The sequence below is a fragment of the Asticcacaulis sp. P2_C5 genome (genome assembly GCF_056404555.1).
Genome location: NZ_JBFUDU010000017.1, coordinates 1 through 16043, shown reverse-complemented (window position 1 = coordinate 16043; position 16043 = coordinate 1). Strand labels below are relative to the sequence as shown.

The window sequence follows — 16043 nt, the reverse complement described above, 5'->3', positions numbered from 1 at the left end:
CAGCCTCAACGAGACCTGACGAGGAAAACAGATGACGGAACTGGACCAACTGATCGGGCAGGCCGCGGCCAGCAAGGCTGAGGCCGACTATGCCCGTGTCTTTGCGGCCCTGGACGGGACTGAGGTGTTTTTCAACATAACGACTAAGTCGGTCATTACGCCGGAGGGCGGACCGGCGGCGGGCATGTCGACCGCCCTATACGAACTCAAGCCGGGTTGGAAGGCCGTTGCCCTTTTTACGGCGAAAGACAATCCCAGACTGGCGAGGCCGTTCGCCGGTATGACGTGGCGCGAAGCCGTGCAAATGGTCGCTGGCACGAAGACCGCGAACGGATTGATGATTTTTGGCAATGGCGTGGCGTGGATCGCCGTCGATAAAGCGACGGCATCGCGGTTGATCGCTTAACCCGCTGGAGACGACTCGGCGTTTTCGTCGCCGGCCTTGGGCAGGCCGATATGGGTCAGTTGCCAGTGGACCAGGCCGTGACGTTCGAAGGTAAAGGTCGTCGCACCGTGTTCGCCATCATCGACCGTCAAACGGGCGTGCTCCAGGCTGAAGAAAGCGATCTTCGGCATGGGCGGCTTACCCGGATGGTCCGCGGGATCATATTTCGGCGCGTCAATACCGGCGCCATAGGTCAGGGCCAGCAGGGATTTCGGCTTGAGATAGGAGTCGACATCGACCAACGGGATGATCGGTGTTTTCGGCGCGTTGGGATTGGTCGCCTGGTCCCAGGCCTTGCCGACCGACTTGGCGACGTCCTTCAGAACATTGCCGGTGGCCGCGATCGGATCCTTGACGGCCGAAGGGGCAGGGGCGGCGACGCCTTCCTTGCCGGCCAGCAACTGCGTCTTCAGGCTGGTGCGCACAGCGTCGAAATCAACCAGCTTGGCCAGGGACTGGACGTCCTCGGACTCGGCCGAACTGCGGATATCGTAGAAGGTAATCATCGGCGCGGCGTAGAACAGGCCTCCGCCCAGGACCACGGCTACCAGAAATACTATCGTTAGAAATCTCGCCACCGGAACCATCCCCGCGTTTTGCGTTAACCAAGCCTAACACGGGCCAGACTTAACACGGGAATGTGAGCTTGTCGCCCTGTCTCGCGTATTTGGTTGCCGGTGTGTCTTACTTACCCGACCAGACCTCGGGGTGGGCATCGAACCAGGCGATGAACATATTGGCGATATTGGCATCGTCGCGCGTATTGGGATGCCCGTTGCAGCCGTCGCTTTGCGTCGGTGGAATGGTCAGGCGGGCTATCCGACTTTCGCCGGACGCCTTCATCGCCTCATAGACTGCCGTCGTGCCGTTGGTATAGCCATTGCCACGATCGGGTGAGGTCAGGACGATAAAAGCGTTGGGGTTGGCCTGGCGGATGTTTTTGACGAAGGCGAGGTAGGTCTTTTCGTAGTCAGCCTGCAAAGCGGCCTCGTCCTTCCACGGCTCGGTCGCACCTACGGGCGTCGAGAAATCGTTGCCGCCGATGCCGATGACTATAACCTGGGGCTGCCAGTCGGTGCGCGGCGCCGGCGCGGCGTCGTCGAAGACGGCGCGCGGGTACAGCATCGGCATGTGGTATTTCGGATGTTCGAAGCCGCCGTAGTTGCGGACCATGCCGAGGCCGGAAAAGGCGTTGATCTGGTAATCGGCATTATAGTGTTTGGCGATGATCGGGCCGAAACCCTGCTGGGCATCGGTGGTCTGGAAGATCTCTTCCTTGCTGCACTGGGTATATTGCGAGGTATTGCCATAACCGACGGTCAGGGAATCGCCGATGAATTCGACCTCGCGTTTGTAGGTTGGGGCGGGCAGCGCTTCGGCCTTGTCAGGCACGTAAAATCCACCGAAGCGTCCGGTGTCATATTGGGTCTCGGAGCGCTTTTCGACGCGGATGGTGTGGTCGCCATCGGTCGTGGTGATGTTCCACGGGTTATTGCCGGGCCGCAGCACGATGGCCATCAGCTTGCCGTCGAGGATCAGGTTGTAATTGGCCTTGTCGTCTTCGAACATGACGGCGGCCTGGGTGCCGTGAAAGCGGCTCTCGAAATAGACGCCCGGCCATTGGTAGACGTAGTCGTGACCATCCATCGCTACCTTGCCGCCGACATGGACGGGCAGGGGATACAGCTTGGTCTCGGCAGCACAGGCGGATGTGGCCAGCGCCAACAGTGTAGCGGTCACGGCGAAAGCTGTCTTCACGGTGGTGGCTCCCTATATATCGTTGGCGCGATCTAACGTCCGACGACGTTAAAACACAAGCCGTCTTCGTCAAGACGGACGGTAGGTAAGTGGAGGGATCCACCGATTACACAGATTACGCAGATTTTTCATAGTGTTAACGAGGACTGGGCATCGATCGCGAAGCGATCCTCGGAGACTTTCCAGCAGCGCAGTCAGCGGCGGGCTACACGCCGAAAATCGGTGTAATCGGTGTAATCGGTGTAATCGGTGGACCCAAAACCTAATCTTGGGCTGCCAACGGTCAATCCAACCAATCCAAGAGCCTTCGGCGACAAGGGAGCAAGCTCCCTTGACCCGAAAGCTGTCAGATTTGGCGGGTGATCAGTTTGTGGACGTAACCCAGCTTCGCCTTGATCGCCGGCGACAGAATAAACGGATACAGATCGCGCTCGCCCATCGAATGGTGGATCGCGTTCAAGGCCACGCTCAACGGAATCCACACCTCGGCAATGCGCTCGAAATCGGTCACCGCATAGGGGTCGAAATTGGCATAGGCCGACAACTCGCCATGCGACATAGGCGCCAAGGCGATCCCGTAGATATGCGCCGTCTCCAGCGAATCGACGACGTGCAGCACATGTGCGAAACACTCCGCAAAGTCCTCCCACGGATGGGTCGTGGCGTACTCGCTGATATAGCTCGCCCCCCAACCCGGCGGCGCGCCGTCGCGATAATGCCGTTCCAATGCCTGGCAATAGTCCTGGCGCTCGTCGCCGAAAACAACGCGGAAATCTTCGCATTTGCCGGCGTCACGCACCATGCGGTTCCAGATAAAGTGCCCCGTCTCATGACGGAAGTGGCCGAGCAGGGTGCGATAGGGCTCCTTCATCGCATCGCGTTGCTGTTCCCGCGTCAGATCGTCGGCCTCGGCCGTACGGATGACGATGCGGCCCTCGTCATGGCCGATCAGCACCGGCTTGCACGAACCGTCGGGCAGAATCTCGTCGTCCTTCAGGTCGAACACCAATCCGCCTTGCGGGTCCTCCTTGCGCGAAGGCCGCGGCAGGTCCCAGCGCAGGAAGGAATAGAACAGGTGTCTTTGCGCCTCGGCGATGGCCCGCCACCGCCGCAGGCCGTCATCCGTGCCGGCGTCCGGCACCAGGCCGTTATAGCGGCAGGCCTGGCAAAACGGCTCGTCGCTGCCGGCCGGAATAAGCCAGTTGCAGATGTCCTTCGCGGCGTTATCGCAATAGCGATAGGCCAGTGCCGGCGAATCGACCCGCCGCCACAACCCGCTATCCGGCTGGGGCATGATCGTGAACATGCCCATGGCCTCCGGGACAAAGCCCAGGCGGAAGCCGCAATTGACGCAGACGCGATTCTCGAAATGGATGGGATTGCCGCAATTGTCGCAGCGGAACAGTTTCATACAGGGCCTCAACTACTTCCCCTGCCACAGCTCCGGATGAGAGTCGATGAAGGTCATGAGAATTTCACTGACCATCTTGTCGTCCGTCGTCGTCGGATGCCAGTCGCAGCCCGTAAAACTTAGGGCGTTCATGGGTAAGAAGGCGATGTGGCTCTCCCCCTGCGCCTGCAAACCGGCCATCACCCCTTGATCTCGCCATCGACCCGGATCAGGCCGCAGGGAGCGGGGCGCCTTCCTTGATGACGTCAAGCGCGAAGCTGCTGTGGATGTCCTTGACGCCTTCGATCTTCAGCAGACGGTCCAGGACGAAGCGCCGATAGGTTTCGAAACTGGAGGTGACGACCTGGAGCAGGAAGTCCCTCTCGCCCGAAACGATGTAGCAGGAAATAACCTCGGGCATCTCCATCATCCGTTTGCGAAATCGCTCGGCATTGTCTTCTCCATGACGATCGAGATGGACCGAAACGAACGCGGTCAGGTCGAGTCCTGCCTTCTGGCGATCGATCCGCGCACCGTAACCGGCGATAACACCCCGTTCCTCAAGCAGGCGGACACGTCTGAGGCACGGCGACGGCGACAGACCGACGCGATCGGCGAGTTCGAGGTTCGAAAGCCGGCCTTCGACCTGCAGCGTGGCCAGGATGCGGCGATCAATTGCGTCCATGGGACTTTACCTCAAAGTGGCATACTATGCTAAAAACCTAGCACATTGTAGTTCAATTCGCAATTTCTGCACATGGGTTCTATGCCATATTCGCCTCCACGGAGGAGTTGACATGGCTTTTGAAAACAACATCAACGGAGATCACGAAGCGATCTTCACCCATCGCCACCCAGCCACGGGGCTGGAGGCATATGTCGCCATTCACAGCACGGTGCGGGGGCCGGCGATCGGTGGTACGCGCTTCTTGCGCTACGACGACGGCGCCGCCGCCTTGGCCGATGCCATGAGGCTATCAAGGGCCATGTCCTATAAATGCGCGCTCGCCGGTCTGCCGTCGGGCGGCGGCAAGGCGGTGATCCGGGCGACAGGATCCGGGCCGAAATCACCCGAATTGCTTGCCGCTTATGGCGCCTTCTTGAATCGTATCGGCGACATCTTCGCCACGGGAGAAGACGTCGGTTTCTCCCTCGAGGATTGCGAGCGCCTGAGGGAGACGACGCCTTTTGTTGCCGGTACGTCGAGCGAGGGCGCCGGCGACCCCGGGGAGCATACGGCGCAGGGCGTCTTTCACGCGATCTCCGCTATCTCGGCACGCCTATGGAATGACGGGATGGGCCTGGCCGGTCGACGTGTCGCGGTCCAGGGTCTTGGCGGCGTTGGCAGCCGTCTGGCGCGCATGCTGGCGGAGGCAGGCGCTGACCTGGTTGTCGCCGACATTGATGATAAAAAGGTAGGCCGTGCCGTCAGCGAATTGGATGCCAAGGCGGTGGCGACCGGAACGATTCATGCCGAGGACCTCGACATCTGGGCGCCATGCGCCCTGGGCGGCGTCATCCACGACGGCAATGTCAACGAGATCAGGGCGCGGGCGGTCATCGGCGCGGCAAACAATCAATTGACCGATGCCAGCCTCGCAGACCGCCTAATGCGGAATGGCGTGATCTGGGCGCCTGATTTCCTCGTTAGCGCCGGCGGCATTGTCGGCGCCGCCGAAGAGATATCCCGCATGCCTGGGCGGGCGCCTCCGCCCCCGGAGCCGATCGACCAGAGGCTCAGGGCCATCGGCGAGCGGACCGGACGCCTGTTCGACGAAGCCGATCGAGAGGGCGTATCCATGCATAGTGTCGCGCTACGAGCCGCCGAAGATCTGTTGACGGAGCAATAGCCCCCATCACGGCCGTTAGGGCTATTTCCCCTGCCACAGCTCCGGATGAGAGTCGATGAAGGTGACCAGTATGTTACTGACCGTCTTGTCGTCCGTCGTTGTCGGATGCCAGTCACAGCCGCCGAAACTTAAGGAATTCATGGGTAAGAAGGCGACACGGCTCTCGCCCTTGGCCTGCAAGCCTGCCATCACCTTTTTGACCTCGGACTGGATCTCCCCATCCACCTGGTCCGTCGCCATGAGGATAAAATAGGCGCCAGGATTCTTGGCCCGCAGGTTCTGGACGAATTTGATATAGGTCGCCTCGTAATCGGCGTGCTCTTCGTCGCGCGTCTTCCAGGTTTCGCCGGGATTGAGCGGCGTTGAAAAGTCATTGGTGCCCAGGCCGATGACAATGATCTGCGGCGCCCAGCTGTCATTGTTCCGCGTCAGGGTCTTGCCGTCCTGATTGACATCGAACGCATAGGCCTGGGGCAGGTGCAGGCCGTCGCTACCATTATAGTTGCGGATAATGCCGCGGCCGGAAATGGCGTTGATGCGGTAATCGGCATTGTAATGCTTGGCCGTCAGCGGCCCGAAGGCCAGCTGGGTATTGGTCGTGGCCCAGATTTCCTCGCCCGGGCATTCGTGTTTTGGTGAGGTATTGCCGTAGCCGGCGGTATAGGAGTCACCGATGAATTCGATGGCCCGCGGCCGGTCCGCCGGCGCCGGAAGAACATTGGCGGCCGACGGGACGAAAAAGCCGTTGAACTCTGCCGAGGTCCAGGCCACTTCGGTCAGCTTTTCGACACGGACGGTATGTTCGCCGGCCTTTAGTGGTCCTAGCTCGATATCGCCTTCGCCGGGCCGATTCTCGGTATCGACCTTCTGACCGTCGATCCAGATATCGAGGATATTGATCGTGTCCTTTAGGCGCAAGGTCACTGATGTGCCCTTGAAACGCGCCTCGAAATAGGTGCCCGGCCACTGATGGATATAGCCTTGCGACGGAGGTGACTGCGGAAAGACGCGGCCGCCGACATGCATGGGCAGGGGCACCAGATCCTGGGCAGCAACAGGGCCGGCCAGCAGGGTCAGGGCGGTACTGATTATCAGGCAATTACGCATATTATCTCCTATGCCACAGGTCGGGATGCTGGCGGAGCCAGTCCGTCAATCCGGCGGCAATCTTGTTGTAGTCGTTGACATTAAGATGCCAGTCGCAGCCCGTCTGTTCGAACGGGCCGGCGGCGGTATAGGTGGCGATATGGTTTTCGCCCTCGCTGTTCAATTGGGCGATGATCTTCGCCGTGGCGGCGACGACCTCGTCCTCGCCATAGTTCATCAAGACCAGACCGACTTTGGGATATTGTCGGCGCAGATCACGTAGAAAAGCTTCATACGTGGCGACGAAATCAGCGCGCAGGGCGTCCTTGGTTTGCCACTTTTCGTTTTCACTCAGCGCGGTCTCGAAATCGTTGCCACCCAGCGAGATGATGATCAAGGCTGGGCTGAACCAGCGATTTACATCATTGGGCCGTTTGTCGCTAAAGGTGGCATCGTTGTAGATGGCCGGCATGGTATGGCCTGGGGCGGTGCCATCGTAGTTGCGAACGATGCCGATACCGGAATAGGCCGTCATGAACAGGTCGAGGCGCAGGTCGCGGGCGACGAACGCGCCCCAGGTCTGGCGCGCGTCGGTGGTATCGCTGAGCTTTTGGGCCGAGCAGAAATGTGAATCAGAGATGTTGCCATAGCCGGCCGTCCAGGAATCGCCGATGACTTCCAGGTCAAGGTTGGAAGCCATGGGCGGCGCGAAATAGGTTTTGCCATAGATACCAATGATGTGGCCTGTCGCACCAAGGCTCTCATTGTATTTGATAATTTTTATATAGTGGCCGCCGGGTGTCCAAGTCCAATCTGGCGCCGGTGGAATGTCGCGAACTGTCACCTCGGCCTTACCGGGATGGGCCAGGTCGCCGACCGGTTTGTCGTCGATGATGATGCTTAGCCGGCCAGGCGTATCATCGATACGAAACGTCACCTCGTCGCCGGAAAACAAGGCTCCCGCTCCGCTCAATGGCCAGCTGTAGTCGGCACTGTGGCCGTCTTCAGACAGGGCCCCACGTCCCTCGACATGGACGGAAAGTGCTGCTGCGGGCGGGGCTGAGTCTGACAGGGGCTTGACGGTCACGGTCTGCGCCGTGGCCGGGCCTGCCAACAGGGCGCCCAATAAAAAAGCCGCTTTCAATCGCATCGGGTCTGCTCCCATCCCCTCAACGCCTGAAAACGGCTTGTTATGTTCAAAACGAAGCTGACTTACGCCGCCAACGCCTTGGTGAGGTTCTCGCTGATCTTGTCGAGGAAACCTTCCGTCGTCAACCAGCCTTGCTTGTCGCCGACCAGAAGGGCCAGGTCCTTGGTCATGGCGCCGGCTTCGACCGTGTCGATACAGACCTTTTCCAGGGTCTCGGCAAAGCGCTTCAGCTCGTCATTGCCATCCAGCTTGGCGCGGTGCTTCAGGCCTTGCGTCCAGGCAAAGATCGAAGCCATCGAATTGGTCGAGGTCGCTTCGCCCTTCTGGTGCTGGCGGAAATGGCGCGTGACCGTGCCGTGCGCCGCTTCGGCTTCCATGATCTTGCCGTCGGGCGTGACCAGGGCCGAGGTCATCAGGCCTAGGCTCCCGTAGCCCTGGGCGACCATGTCGGACTGGACGTCGCCGTCGTAGTTTTTGCAAGCCCAGACGAAACCACCGCTCCACTTCAGGGCGGAAGCGACCAGGTCGTCGATCAGGCGGTGTTCGTAGACCAGGCCGGCGGCCTTGAAGGCGGTTTCGAACTCGGCGGCATAGATTTCGGCGAAGATGTCCTTGAAGCGACCGTCATAGGCCTTCAGGATGGTGTTCTTGGTCGACAGGTAGACCGGATAGTTGCGCGCCAGGCCATAGGCCAGCGAGGCACGGGCGAATTCGCGGATCGATTCATCCAGGTTGTACATGCCCATGGCGACGCCCGAACCCGGGAACTGGAACACTTCGTGCTCAATGACCTGGCCGTCGTCGCCTTCGAACTTGATCGTCAGGCGGCCCTTGCCCGGCACCAGGAAGTCGGTCGCCTTGTACTGGTCGCCAAAGGCGTGACGGCCGACGACGATCGGCTGGGTCCAGCCGGGCACCAGGCGCGGGACGTTCTTGCAGATGATGGGTTCGCGGAACACGACGCCGCCCAGGATGTTGCGGATCGTGCCGTTGGGCGATTTCCACATCTTCTTCAGGCCGAATTCCTTCACCCGGGCTTCGTCCGGCGTGATGGTGGCGCATTTGACGCCGACGCCGCACGCCTTGATGGCGTTGGCGGCATCGATCGTGACCTTGTCGTCGGTGGCGTCGCGATGTTCCATGCCGAGATCGAAATATTGCAGGTCGATGTCGAGATACGGATGGATCAGCTTGTCCTTGATCATCTGCCAGATGATGCGGGTCATTTCGTCGCCGTCGATGTCGACGACGGGATTTGCCACCTTGATTTTAGCCATTGCGGAATTGTCCTTTCAAATGGGCGCTGGCCGGCAGGACGCACAGGGTCACAGCCGCCGCGAACGCGCCCCGTATAGACGAATTGCCGCGCTGCGCAAATCGGTAAATTCGACTCGACTTCGTGATACCTATAGGTTACATGTAACTCATAGGTTACTTTGAGGCGGAGCCCATCAATGCGTAGGTCACACACTTTTTTCACCTGCCTTGCAGCAGGCTTTTTGGCGGGGTCGGCCATAGCGCAAAACACCTCGGGAACCTTCTGGGGCACTGAGACGGCAGAGGCCCAGCAACTGTCGCAACAATATGCCGGCAAGGTGGGGACCCAAGGGCAGGCCGCCCAAGCGATGGTGGCGGCGTGCCATGATCGCTCGGTCGCGATCGGATTGGACATTCTCCGGAAAGGCGGCAGCGCGGCCGACGCCTTCATCGCCATCACCTTTGCCGATTACGTCCAGACTCCGGGCGCCAGCAGCCCGGCGGGACCGCTGGGTGTCCTGATCTATGATGCCGGGACGCACAAGCTTGACAGCCTGACCGCGCCTTTGAAGACGGTGCAGGATGCGGCGGCGCAATATCACGTCGGTGACACGGCCGTTGGCCGTCAGGTTTTGGTCCCCGGCGCTGTTGCCGGCCTGGAAGCCCTGCACGGAAAATATGGCCGGCTGCCGTGGCGCGATCTGGTCATGCCGGCCGTCGGACTGGCACGTGATGGATTCACGGTCGACTACATGTATGCCGCCATTCTGTCCGGATTTCAGGCGACCGTGAAACATTCCGGCTATGGCCGCGCCACCTACTTCCATAGCGATGGCACGCCCCTGACCCATGGTGACACGCTGAAACTGCCGGCCTTGGCCGATACGCTGCAAGATGTCGCAGATCAGGGGGCGGACTATATGTATAAGGGCGCCTGGGCGCACGATTTTGTGGCGGCAGTAAAAGAGGAGGGCGGCGGCGCCAGCCTGGACGACCTGTCGGTCTACCGTCCCGAATGGACCACGCCTTTACGTACAATCTACCGCGGCCACGATATCTACGCGCTGAATGGTCATAACAGCGGTGGTGAGCGGCTGTTGCTGGCGCTGGAAACCCTGGGCCACGCCGACGTTCAAAAACTCGGCCACTACGCCCAGTCCGCCGACGGTCTGGAGACCATGATTCGTATCAGTCGGGCGGTGAATACAGTCACACCGCTGGCCGCCCAGACCTTCTATGATGACCCGGCCGCTGGACAGGCCTTGCTCGACGGCCCTCAGTCGGACGGTCTGTGGCAGGACGTAACGGCGCGGATCGATCGGACACCTTTGCCGCCCGAAGGGTCACACAGCTACAGCGTCGTGGTTGCCGACAGTGATGGCAATGTGGTCAGCGGAACCCACACAATTGAATCCCTGCCGTTCGGTACCGGCATCTTTGTCGGCGGAGTGCCTCTGAACAATACGGCGACCTTGCATCCCGCCATCGACGGCCAGGCCTACACCACGCCACCGGGCAGCTACATTATCGAGCCACTGTCGGCGTCGATGGCTTTCCGCGATGGCCAGTTCGAACTGGCGGCCAGTACATTCTCGGCGTCGCTGTGGCCGGCCGATTTCGAATTGACGGTCAGCCGGTTGGATTTCGGCTGGAGCCCGGAACAGATCGCCTTGACGCCGCGCTTCGGCGGTTACGGGCTCGATCTGATCAAGATGACAGCCGATCTGTCCGTCACGCAGATCGACAAGCGGTTCAGCGCGGCGACGGTAGCGGAGATGAAGGCACGCGGCCTGGCCCTGACCCAGGCTGGCTACATCGACACCGGCATGCTGGTCATGATTGTCCGCGATCCTGCCACTGGCGTCTTGACCGGCTTTACCCCTGAACAGTTGCTGGAGGGACGGGCAGCGGGTTACTGATCCTCATCCAGCAGATCGCCCAAAGCATCGAGATTGCGCTCCCACGGCGTACGTCGCTCCTTCAGCCACAGCTCCATAGCCGCAAATCCCGCCCGGCCGATCTGAACCGTTCGCGTCCGCCCGATCTTCTCCGTCGTCACCAGGCCGGCCGCCTCCAGAATCGCCAGATGCTGGGAGACGGCTGTCAGGGTCATGCCGAAGGGTTCAGCCAGGCGCGATACCGACATGGGGCCACCATTCGGGGGGCCTTCGCCAAGACGCTCGACCATGGTCCGTCGCGTCGGATCGCCCAGGGCGTGGAAGATTCTGGCGATGTCGGGCGCCTGACTGTTCAAAGTGCGGTCTCGACGCGCTCGAGCAAGGTTCGCCAGCCATGTTCGCGCATCTGCGGGCCGTCGGAACCTTCGAAAAACACGCCCTGATGGGTGCAGATCAGGTCGGTGCCGTCGCCTGACGCGATGAATTCAAAAGTCAGTAGAGATGCCGAGCCGAGCTTGCCGGCAAAGCTCATGGCTGAGGTCATGACGATGCGTGCATCCGGCACGATCGCGATATAGAGGCCATCATTCTCGATGACCAGGCCGGGCATCGGCGTTGCTTCACCCAGGCGGCAGACGAACTTTTCCGACCCGCCGATGCGGAAGTCACTATTATAAATGTCGACCTCATGGCCGCGGCCATCGGCGTACCAGCGCCGCTTGAGCGCCGGATCGGCAAAGGCAGCGAAAACACGGGCCACCGGCTTGGTATAATGACGTTCAACGACAAAGGTGTTGTGAATGGGTATCTCGGCCATATCAGCCTCCTTACGATAGTGAAGTTATGACTTCAGTATCCGCTCGGGACGAAAAATAGTCAAGTAAAAACTTCAGTATCGTGCCGCCAGAAAAATGCACGGCAGGTCAGACGTGAAGACCTTATCAGGCGGCGTGGCGGTTCAGGGATACGCTCAATTGGTCGAACAGCTTTCGCCAGCTTTTTTCACGCGCCTGCGCGCCATCGGAACCCTCATAAAAGGCGCCCTGGTGGCCATAGATCATGTCGACCCCGCCGCGGACCGGAATGAATTCGAAGGTCATAAGTGACGCCGAGCGGGTCTCTCCGGCAAACTTGGTGCGTGAAGCAATGACAATGCGCTGGTTTGTCGCGATATCGAGATAGCGTCCATTGGTATCGATCTGCAGGCCTGGGAACGGGCTCGTGGCCCTGAGGCGGCAGACAAAGCGGTCGACGCCGCCAATACGGAAGTCGCTTTCGAAGGCGTCGACATCATGGCCGCGGCTGTCGGCATACCAGGCGCGTTTTTGGCTGGGGTCCGCAAAGGCCGCGAAGACGCGATTCATCGGATGGTCGTAGTGGCGCTCCACGACGAACGTTTCGTGCACAATGGGTTCCGCCATTGCCAACTCCCTGTCTTATTGAAGCTGAAGCTTCGTTTTTCTTTCGTTTTAAATCCATCACCGTCACAAAACAATTAAATAAGCTTTGGAGTTGCAGCCCCAACCGAAACGGCCTTGGCCGAATGCGCGGCAATGTCTATAAGCGCCGCCATGAAAGATGCCCGCCCCGCACCGCCGCTCGATCCCGGTCTGACCGCGCCCTGTGTCATTCTCGACCGGCCGCAACTGGCTGAAAATGTCGGCGCCGTGGCGCGGGTGATGGCCAATTTCGGCCTGCAGGAACTCCGTCTGGTGGCGCCGCGCGACGGGTGGCCGCAGGAACGTGCCTGGGCCATGTCGTCGGGCGCCAACTGGCCACTCGACCAGGCGAAGGTTTTCGAGACCGTGGCTGACGCGGTCGCTGACCTGAAAACGGTCTATGCCACGACCGCGCGCAACCGCGAAGTCCACCTGCCTGTCATCACCCCGCGCCAGACAGCGGCCCAGGTTTACGGCGCGGCGCAGACACACGAAAAGACTGGGCTGTTATTCGGCGCCGAACGCGCCGGGCTGGAAACCCAGGACATAGCGCTGTGCCACGCCATCGTCACCATTCCAGTCGATTCCTATTTCCAGAGCCTCAACCTCGCCCAGGCGGTCAATATTATACTGTATGAGTGGCGCCTACAGGTCATGGACGCGCCCAAGGCCGCCTTCACGCAGAATATGGACGAACCCGCCGACCTGAAGCACCTGCACGGCCTGTATGGCCATCTTGAGGATGAGCTGGAAAACGCCGGCTTCTTCTTTCCGCCGGAAAAGAAGGACTCGATGGTCCGTAATCTGCGCGTAACGCTCAACCGGGCGCGCATGACCGAGCAGGAAATCCGTACGTGGCGCGGCGTGGTCACGGCCCTGACCCGCGGCCGCGGCAAGGTCCTGGCCAAACTCGCCAAGCGCGCTGCTCCCGATTGACTTGCTCGACAGCGGTGAGCGTGCTTCTATGGCACTTCGATCGCGGGGGAGGCTATCAGGATGAAGTGGTTATGGTGTACGGCGGCTTACGTCGTTCTCACATGTATGTCCGTATCGCCGGCGACCGCCCAGACAGGGGCGCTGCCGCCATTTGACGGCACCGGCAGCCAGGATGTTCCTGCGCCAGGAGGTGAGGCTTTCGATCAGGGGGAGTATGACACTCAGCTTGCAAAGAAGGCCGCCTATCGGCAAAAACTGACCAAGTTAGCAGAGCGCGGCAGGCTCGATGCGCAACTTGATCTCGCTGCACTCCTTGAGCAGGGCGATATGGATGGTGGCATCGATATGCCCGCCGCCTACGATATATATGAAAAACTGGCCGACCGCGCCAACCGTACCGGCCGCCAGAAGATGTGCGTCGCGTATCTTCTGGGCCAGAACCGCCCGGTCAATGTGTCCAAGGGCATGGGCTATTGCAACGCCCTGGGTGCCAGGGATCTGGCCGGTCTATTCGGTGGCGGCTATGACTTCGAACACGGCATTAGCGGCCCGGTAGATATGGATATGGCGGCGACCATCTATTACGAGGCCGGCAAGCTTGGCAGTGGCGAGTCCATGGATGCCCTCGGACGCCATGCCCTGCGCCTCAACCTGCCGGAGGCGGCGCGCAAATGGTTCCGTCACGCTGTCTTCCTGGGCTCGGTCGATGCCATGGATCATCTGGCCGTCATGGCGGAAACCGGGCAGGGTGGTCCTGCCGATCCACATGAGGCCTATTGGCTCTATGTCAATGCGGCAAGGCGCGGCAATGCCCATGCCGCGGCCTGGGTGGCGGCTGCCCCACCGTCGCAGAAACCTCTGGAGCGGGTCAGCCCATTAGCCAATGGCAGGAGCCTGATTTCGGAAGTCATAACGGACAAGAAGGGCACGCGGACTGTACCCTTCAATCTTTGGTTCTCGAGCGAAACCCTCGCCAACTATTATCCTGCACCCGGCGTCAACGGCACCGCGACCATCCACTGCTATATCAATGCCGCCCATGAAGTCGATGTCTGCCTGCGCCAGCGTGAATATCCACTGGGTTTCGGTTTCGGCTGGCTGATCTCCGCCCTGTTCGATGGCAAGCTGGTGGCGGCGGATCAGGACGGCGACCGACGCCCGACAGCCAACACCGTCTTCTGCGTCACTCTGCAGTGGGAATCGCCTGCGTAACTGTTGCTTGCGCAAACCCCGCACGTGTGAAAACCTCCTGATACCTATTGGAAGAGGGCAGGATCATGGCGGGCTTTGAACTCTACGCGCCGCGCGCAGCGACGCACCGGCGGACCTGGACGGCCATGGTGATCGTGCTGGGCTTTGTCTTTGTCCTGGTGGCTCAGATCGTCGTCCAGATTCCCTATCTGATCACGGTCTTTCAGGCCTTCGCCGAGGCGGCGGCCCACCATCTGCCTAAACCCAAGGTCGGTCCACCGCCGCCGTCCATGGTGGCTGATATACTGAACTACGTTCTCGCCATAGGCCTCATCCTGGTCTGGGTACGGTATTTCGAACGGCGCAGGCCCGACGCCATTGGCTTTAACGCCAAGCCGCTGATGCGATTCGCCCGGGGCTATCTGATCGGTGGTGGCTTTCTGGTCGCCGTCGTTGGCGCCATCTGGGCCTTGGGGGGATACAAGGTCGAAGGGGCGGGCTTCCTGGCCTTGCCAACCGCCGCCGGTCTGTTGCCGATTCTCAGCTATATGGTGATGTTCGTCGTCCAGGGTTCGAGCGAAGAGGTATGGATGCGCGGCTGGCTAATGCAGATCGTGGCGTCGCGCCACGGCATAGCGTGGGCCGTGGGAATCAACTCGGTGGTCTTCGGGGCACTGCACCTGTTCAATCTATTTCTGATTCCGCCGTCCTGGGGAAATCTCACCGGCGTAGCGAATGTCGCCCTGTTTGGCGTCTTTATCAGCCTCTATGCGCTGAATGAACGCTCGCTATGGGGAGTCTGTGGCTGGCATGCGGCGTGGAACTGGCTACTGGGGCTGGGATTCGGCCTCGAGGTCAGTGGCCTGCATCTCAGCGTCAAACCCTTGCTGGTCGACCTGATGGACAAGCCCGGTGCGGCCTGGTGGCTGACGGGCGGACCGTGGGGGCCGGAGGGCAGCGTTGTTACGACGCTTATCCTGGGGGGCGGTATTGCCTGGCTGGTTCGTAAAGGCGCAATGAAGCCTGGTGACAGCTTTGGAGCCCCGCAAAAGACCGAATCCGAGGCATAACCAAATTATCTGAAAAAAGCGCAAAAGGGTTGTTGACTTGCCCTTAGCCCCCGCCTAAAAGCGCGTCTCCCGACGAGACGGCCTCGCCGCTTCCGCTTCCAACCGAAGCAAAAAGCAGTGAATACAAGGGCCTGTTAAGACGGTTCGCTGACGGCAAGACTTTTGAAAAGAAAATCGAAAAACTTTTTAAAAAGAATTGCTTGACACGAAAAAAATAAGCGGTATAAGCGCCGCTCCCCACGAAAACGGGTTAAGGTTTTCCACTGGTGGCGCTAGCCGCTTCCGGTGACTAAATTCTACGGTTCGGTTTCACGGAAATCGAATTTCGGTCTTTGACATTGTATATATTGGAAAGAGAAACGCAGGCGGCGGTGTTCTGGCGTAGGCTTGAGATAGCCTACTTATGACACTTGATGTTTGCGGTCTCTTTAATAGACAACCATTCGACATTTTGACTTCGGTTAGAATGTCGTGTGGGAACTCGTTAATGAACGTAAACTTACGCAGTGATTTGAAGAAATGACTGAGTTTAAGTGTCAAACCAACCTGAGAGTTTGATCCTGGCTCAGAGCG

The 16043-nt window shown here is 59.9% G+C and carries 17 protein-coding genes; 6 read left to right on the top strand and 11 right to left on the bottom strand.

The window, feature by feature from the left end; genetic code table 11:
• Nucleotides 1-31 precede the first annotated feature (31 nt).
• Entirely contained in the window at nt 32-406 is a 375-nt protein-coding gene (locus tag AC1DXO_RS23315; RefSeq protein ID WP_476980603.1) for a hypothetical protein, read from the top strand.
• Here the strand turns inward: AC1DXO_RS23315 and AC1DXO_RS23310 are convergent.
• The 5 genes from AC1DXO_RS23310 to AC1DXO_RS23290 all read right to left on the bottom strand — a co-directional run bounded on the left by AC1DXO_RS23310 (nt 403) and on the right by AC1DXO_RS23290 (nt 4278).
• Nucleotides 403-1023 carry a DUF2939 domain-containing protein gene (locus AC1DXO_RS23310; protein ID WP_476980602.1) on the bottom strand — a complete coding sequence of 207 codons (621 nt, stop codon included), beginning with the start codon at nt 1021-1023 and terminating at the stop codon, nt 403-405. The two genes, AC1DXO_RS23315 and AC1DXO_RS23310, sit on opposite strands and share 4 nt — an antisense overlap.
• Before the next feature lie 106 nt (nt 1024-1129).
• The gene (locus AC1DXO_RS23305) at nt 1130-2203 is read right to left on the bottom strand and encodes an SGNH/GDSL hydrolase family protein (protein WP_476980601.1); all 1074 of its coding nucleotides are present in this window, start codon (nt 2201-2203) and stop codon (nt 1130-1132) included.
• Between the two features lie 346 nt (nt 2204-2549).
• Complete coding sequence (locus AC1DXO_RS23300; protein WP_476980600.1) at nt 2550-3614, bottom strand: zinc-binding metallopeptidase family protein; 1065 nt, start codon at nt 3612-3614, stop codon at nt 2550-2552.
• Between the two features lie 12 nt (nt 3615-3626).
• Nucleotides 3627-3794 (bottom strand): hypothetical protein, encoded by a 168-nt coding sequence (locus tag AC1DXO_RS23295; protein ID WP_476980599.1) that lies wholly within the window; start codon nt 3792-3794, stop codon nt 3627-3629.
• A gap of 28 nt (nt 3795-3822) precedes the next feature.
• Nucleotides 3823-4278, bottom strand: a complete 456-nt coding sequence (locus AC1DXO_RS23290; RefSeq protein ID WP_476980598.1) for an Lrp/AsnC family transcriptional regulator — start codon at nt 4276-4278, stop codon at nt 3823-3825.
• A gap of 112 nt (nt 4279-4390) precedes the next feature.
• Here AC1DXO_RS23290 and AC1DXO_RS23285 point away from each other — a divergent pair, with 112 nt between their 5' ends.
• Nucleotides 4391-5443: a Glu/Leu/Phe/Val dehydrogenase dimerization domain-containing protein gene (locus tag AC1DXO_RS23285; RefSeq protein ID WP_476980597.1), complete on the top strand. Its 1053-nt coding sequence runs from the start codon at nt 4391-4393 to the stop codon at nt 5441-5443.
• Nucleotides 5444-5464: 21 nt separating this feature from the next.
• Here the strand turns inward: AC1DXO_RS23285 and AC1DXO_RS23280 are convergent, their stop codons facing one another.
• The 3 genes from AC1DXO_RS23280 to AC1DXO_RS23270 form a co-directional block, all read right to left on the bottom strand.
• The gene (locus AC1DXO_RS23280) at nt 5465-6550 is read right to left on the bottom strand and encodes an SGNH/GDSL hydrolase family protein (RefSeq protein WP_476980596.1); all 1086 of its coding nucleotides are present in this window, start codon (nt 6548-6550) and stop codon (nt 5465-5467) included.
• Between the two features lies 1 nt (nt 6551).
• Nucleotides 6552-7679, bottom strand: a complete 1128-nt coding sequence (locus AC1DXO_RS23275; RefSeq protein ID WP_476980595.1) for an SGNH/GDSL hydrolase family protein — start codon at nt 7677-7679, stop codon at nt 6552-6554.
• Nucleotides 7680-7741: 62 nt separating this feature from the next.
• Nucleotides 7742-8956, bottom strand: a complete 1215-nt coding sequence (locus AC1DXO_RS23270) for an NADP-dependent isocitrate dehydrogenase (protein ID WP_476980594.1) — start codon at nt 8954-8956, stop codon at nt 7742-7744.
• Nucleotides 8957-9133: 177 nt separating this feature from the next.
• On the opposite strand from AC1DXO_RS23270, the gene AC1DXO_RS23265 reads away from it, so the two are divergent.
• Nucleotides 9134-10855: a gamma-glutamyltransferase gene (locus AC1DXO_RS23265; RefSeq protein WP_476980593.1), complete on the top strand. Its 1722-nt coding sequence runs from the start codon at nt 9134-9136 to the stop codon at nt 10853-10855.
• On the opposite strand, the gene AC1DXO_RS23260 is transcribed toward AC1DXO_RS23265, so the two are convergent.
• The 3 genes from AC1DXO_RS23260 to AC1DXO_RS23250 form a co-directional block, all read right to left on the bottom strand.
• Nucleotides 10849-11190: an ArsR/SmtB family transcription factor gene (locus AC1DXO_RS23260; RefSeq protein WP_476980592.1), complete on the bottom strand. Its 342-nt coding sequence runs from the start codon at nt 11188-11190 to the stop codon at nt 10849-10851. The genes AC1DXO_RS23265 and AC1DXO_RS23260 overlap by 7 nt on opposite strands.
• Nucleotides 11187-11651: an SRPBCC family protein gene (locus tag AC1DXO_RS23255; RefSeq protein WP_476980591.1), complete on the bottom strand. Its 465-nt coding sequence runs from the start codon at nt 11649-11651 to the stop codon at nt 11187-11189. Before AC1DXO_RS23255 ends, AC1DXO_RS23260 begins: the two co-directional genes overlap by 4 nt.
• Nucleotides 11652-11775: 124 nt before the next feature.
• The gene (locus AC1DXO_RS23250; RefSeq protein WP_476980590.1) at nt 11776-12255 is read right to left on the bottom strand and encodes an SRPBCC domain-containing protein; all 480 of its coding nucleotides are present in this window, start codon (nt 12253-12255) and stop codon (nt 11776-11778) included.
• A 150-nt stretch (nt 12256-12405) separates the two neighbouring features.
• On the opposite strand from AC1DXO_RS23250, the gene AC1DXO_RS23245 reads away from it, so the two are divergent.
• The 3 genes from AC1DXO_RS23245 (at nt 12406) to AC1DXO_RS23235 (ending at nt 15470) form a co-directional block, all read left to right on the top strand.
• A complete protein-coding gene (locus tag AC1DXO_RS23245) occupies nt 12406-13209 on the top strand; it encodes an RNA methyltransferase (RefSeq protein WP_476980589.1) in 804 nt (267 codons plus the stop codon).
• 60 nt (nt 13210-13269) lie between these two features.
• On the top strand, nt 13270-14421 hold the full coding sequence (locus AC1DXO_RS23240) for a tetratricopeptide repeat protein (RefSeq protein WP_476980588.1): 1152 nt from the start codon (nt 13270-13272) through the stop codon (nt 14419-14421).
• A gap of 65 nt (nt 14422-14486) precedes the next feature.
• On the top strand, nt 14487-15470 hold the full coding sequence (locus tag AC1DXO_RS23235; protein WP_476980587.1) for a CPBP family intramembrane glutamic endopeptidase: 984 nt from the start codon (nt 14487-14489) through the stop codon (nt 15468-15470).
• Nucleotides 15471-16043 lie beyond the last annotated feature (573 nt).

What these genes read in the sequence shown, in the direction of transcription:
- AC1DXO_RS23315 (WP_476980603.1), top strand. Translation starts at nt 32, where the DNA reads ATGACGGAACTGGACCAACTGATCGGGCAGGCCGCGGCCAGCAAGGCT.
- AC1DXO_RS23300 (WP_476980600.1), bottom strand. Translation starts at nt 3,614, where the DNA reads ATGAAACTGTTCCGCTGCGACAATTGCGGCAATCCCATCCATTTCGAG.
- AC1DXO_RS23295 (WP_476980599.1), bottom strand. Translation starts at nt 3,794, where the DNA reads ATGGCCGGTTTGCAGGCGCAGGGGGAGAGCCACATCGCCTTCTTACCC.
- AC1DXO_RS23290 (WP_476980598.1), bottom strand. Translation starts at nt 4,278, where the DNA reads ATGGACGCAATTGATCGCCGCATCCTGGCCACGCTGCAGGTCGAAGGC.
- AC1DXO_RS23285 (WP_476980597.1), top strand. Translation starts at nt 4,391, where the DNA reads ATGGCTTTTGAAAACAACATCAACGGAGATCACGAAGCGATCTTCACC.
- AC1DXO_RS23280 (WP_476980596.1), bottom strand. Translation starts at nt 6,550, where the DNA reads ATGCGTAATTGCCTGATAATCAGTACCGCCCTGACCCTGCTGGCCGGC.
- AC1DXO_RS23275 (WP_476980595.1), bottom strand. Translation starts at nt 7,679, where the DNA reads ATGCGATTGAAAGCGGCTTTTTTATTGGGCGCCCTGTTGGCAGGCCCG.
- AC1DXO_RS23270 (WP_476980594.1), bottom strand. Translation starts at nt 8,956, where the DNA reads ATGGCTAAAATCAAGGTGGCAAATCCCGTCGTCGACATCGACGGCGAC.
- AC1DXO_RS23265 (WP_476980593.1), top strand. Translation starts at nt 9,134, where the DNA reads ATGCGTAGGTCACACACTTTTTTCACCTGCCTTGCAGCAGGCTTTTTG.
- AC1DXO_RS23255 (WP_476980591.1), bottom strand. Translation starts at nt 11,651, where the DNA reads ATGGCCGAGATACCCATTCACAACACCTTTGTCGTTGAACGTCATTAT.
- AC1DXO_RS23250 (WP_476980590.1), bottom strand. Translation starts at nt 12,255, where the DNA reads ATGGCGGAACCCATTGTGCACGAAACGTTCGTCGTGGAGCGCCACTAC.
- AC1DXO_RS23245 (WP_476980589.1), top strand. Translation starts at nt 12,406, where the DNA reads ATGAAAGATGCCCGCCCCGCACCGCCGCTCGATCCCGGTCTGACCGCG.
- AC1DXO_RS23240 (WP_476980588.1), top strand. Translation starts at nt 13,270, where the DNA reads ATGAAGTGGTTATGGTGTACGGCGGCTTACGTCGTTCTCACATGTATG.
- AC1DXO_RS23235 (WP_476980587.1), top strand. Translation starts at nt 14,487, where the DNA reads ATGGCGGGCTTTGAACTCTACGCGCCGCGCGCAGCGACGCACCGGCGG.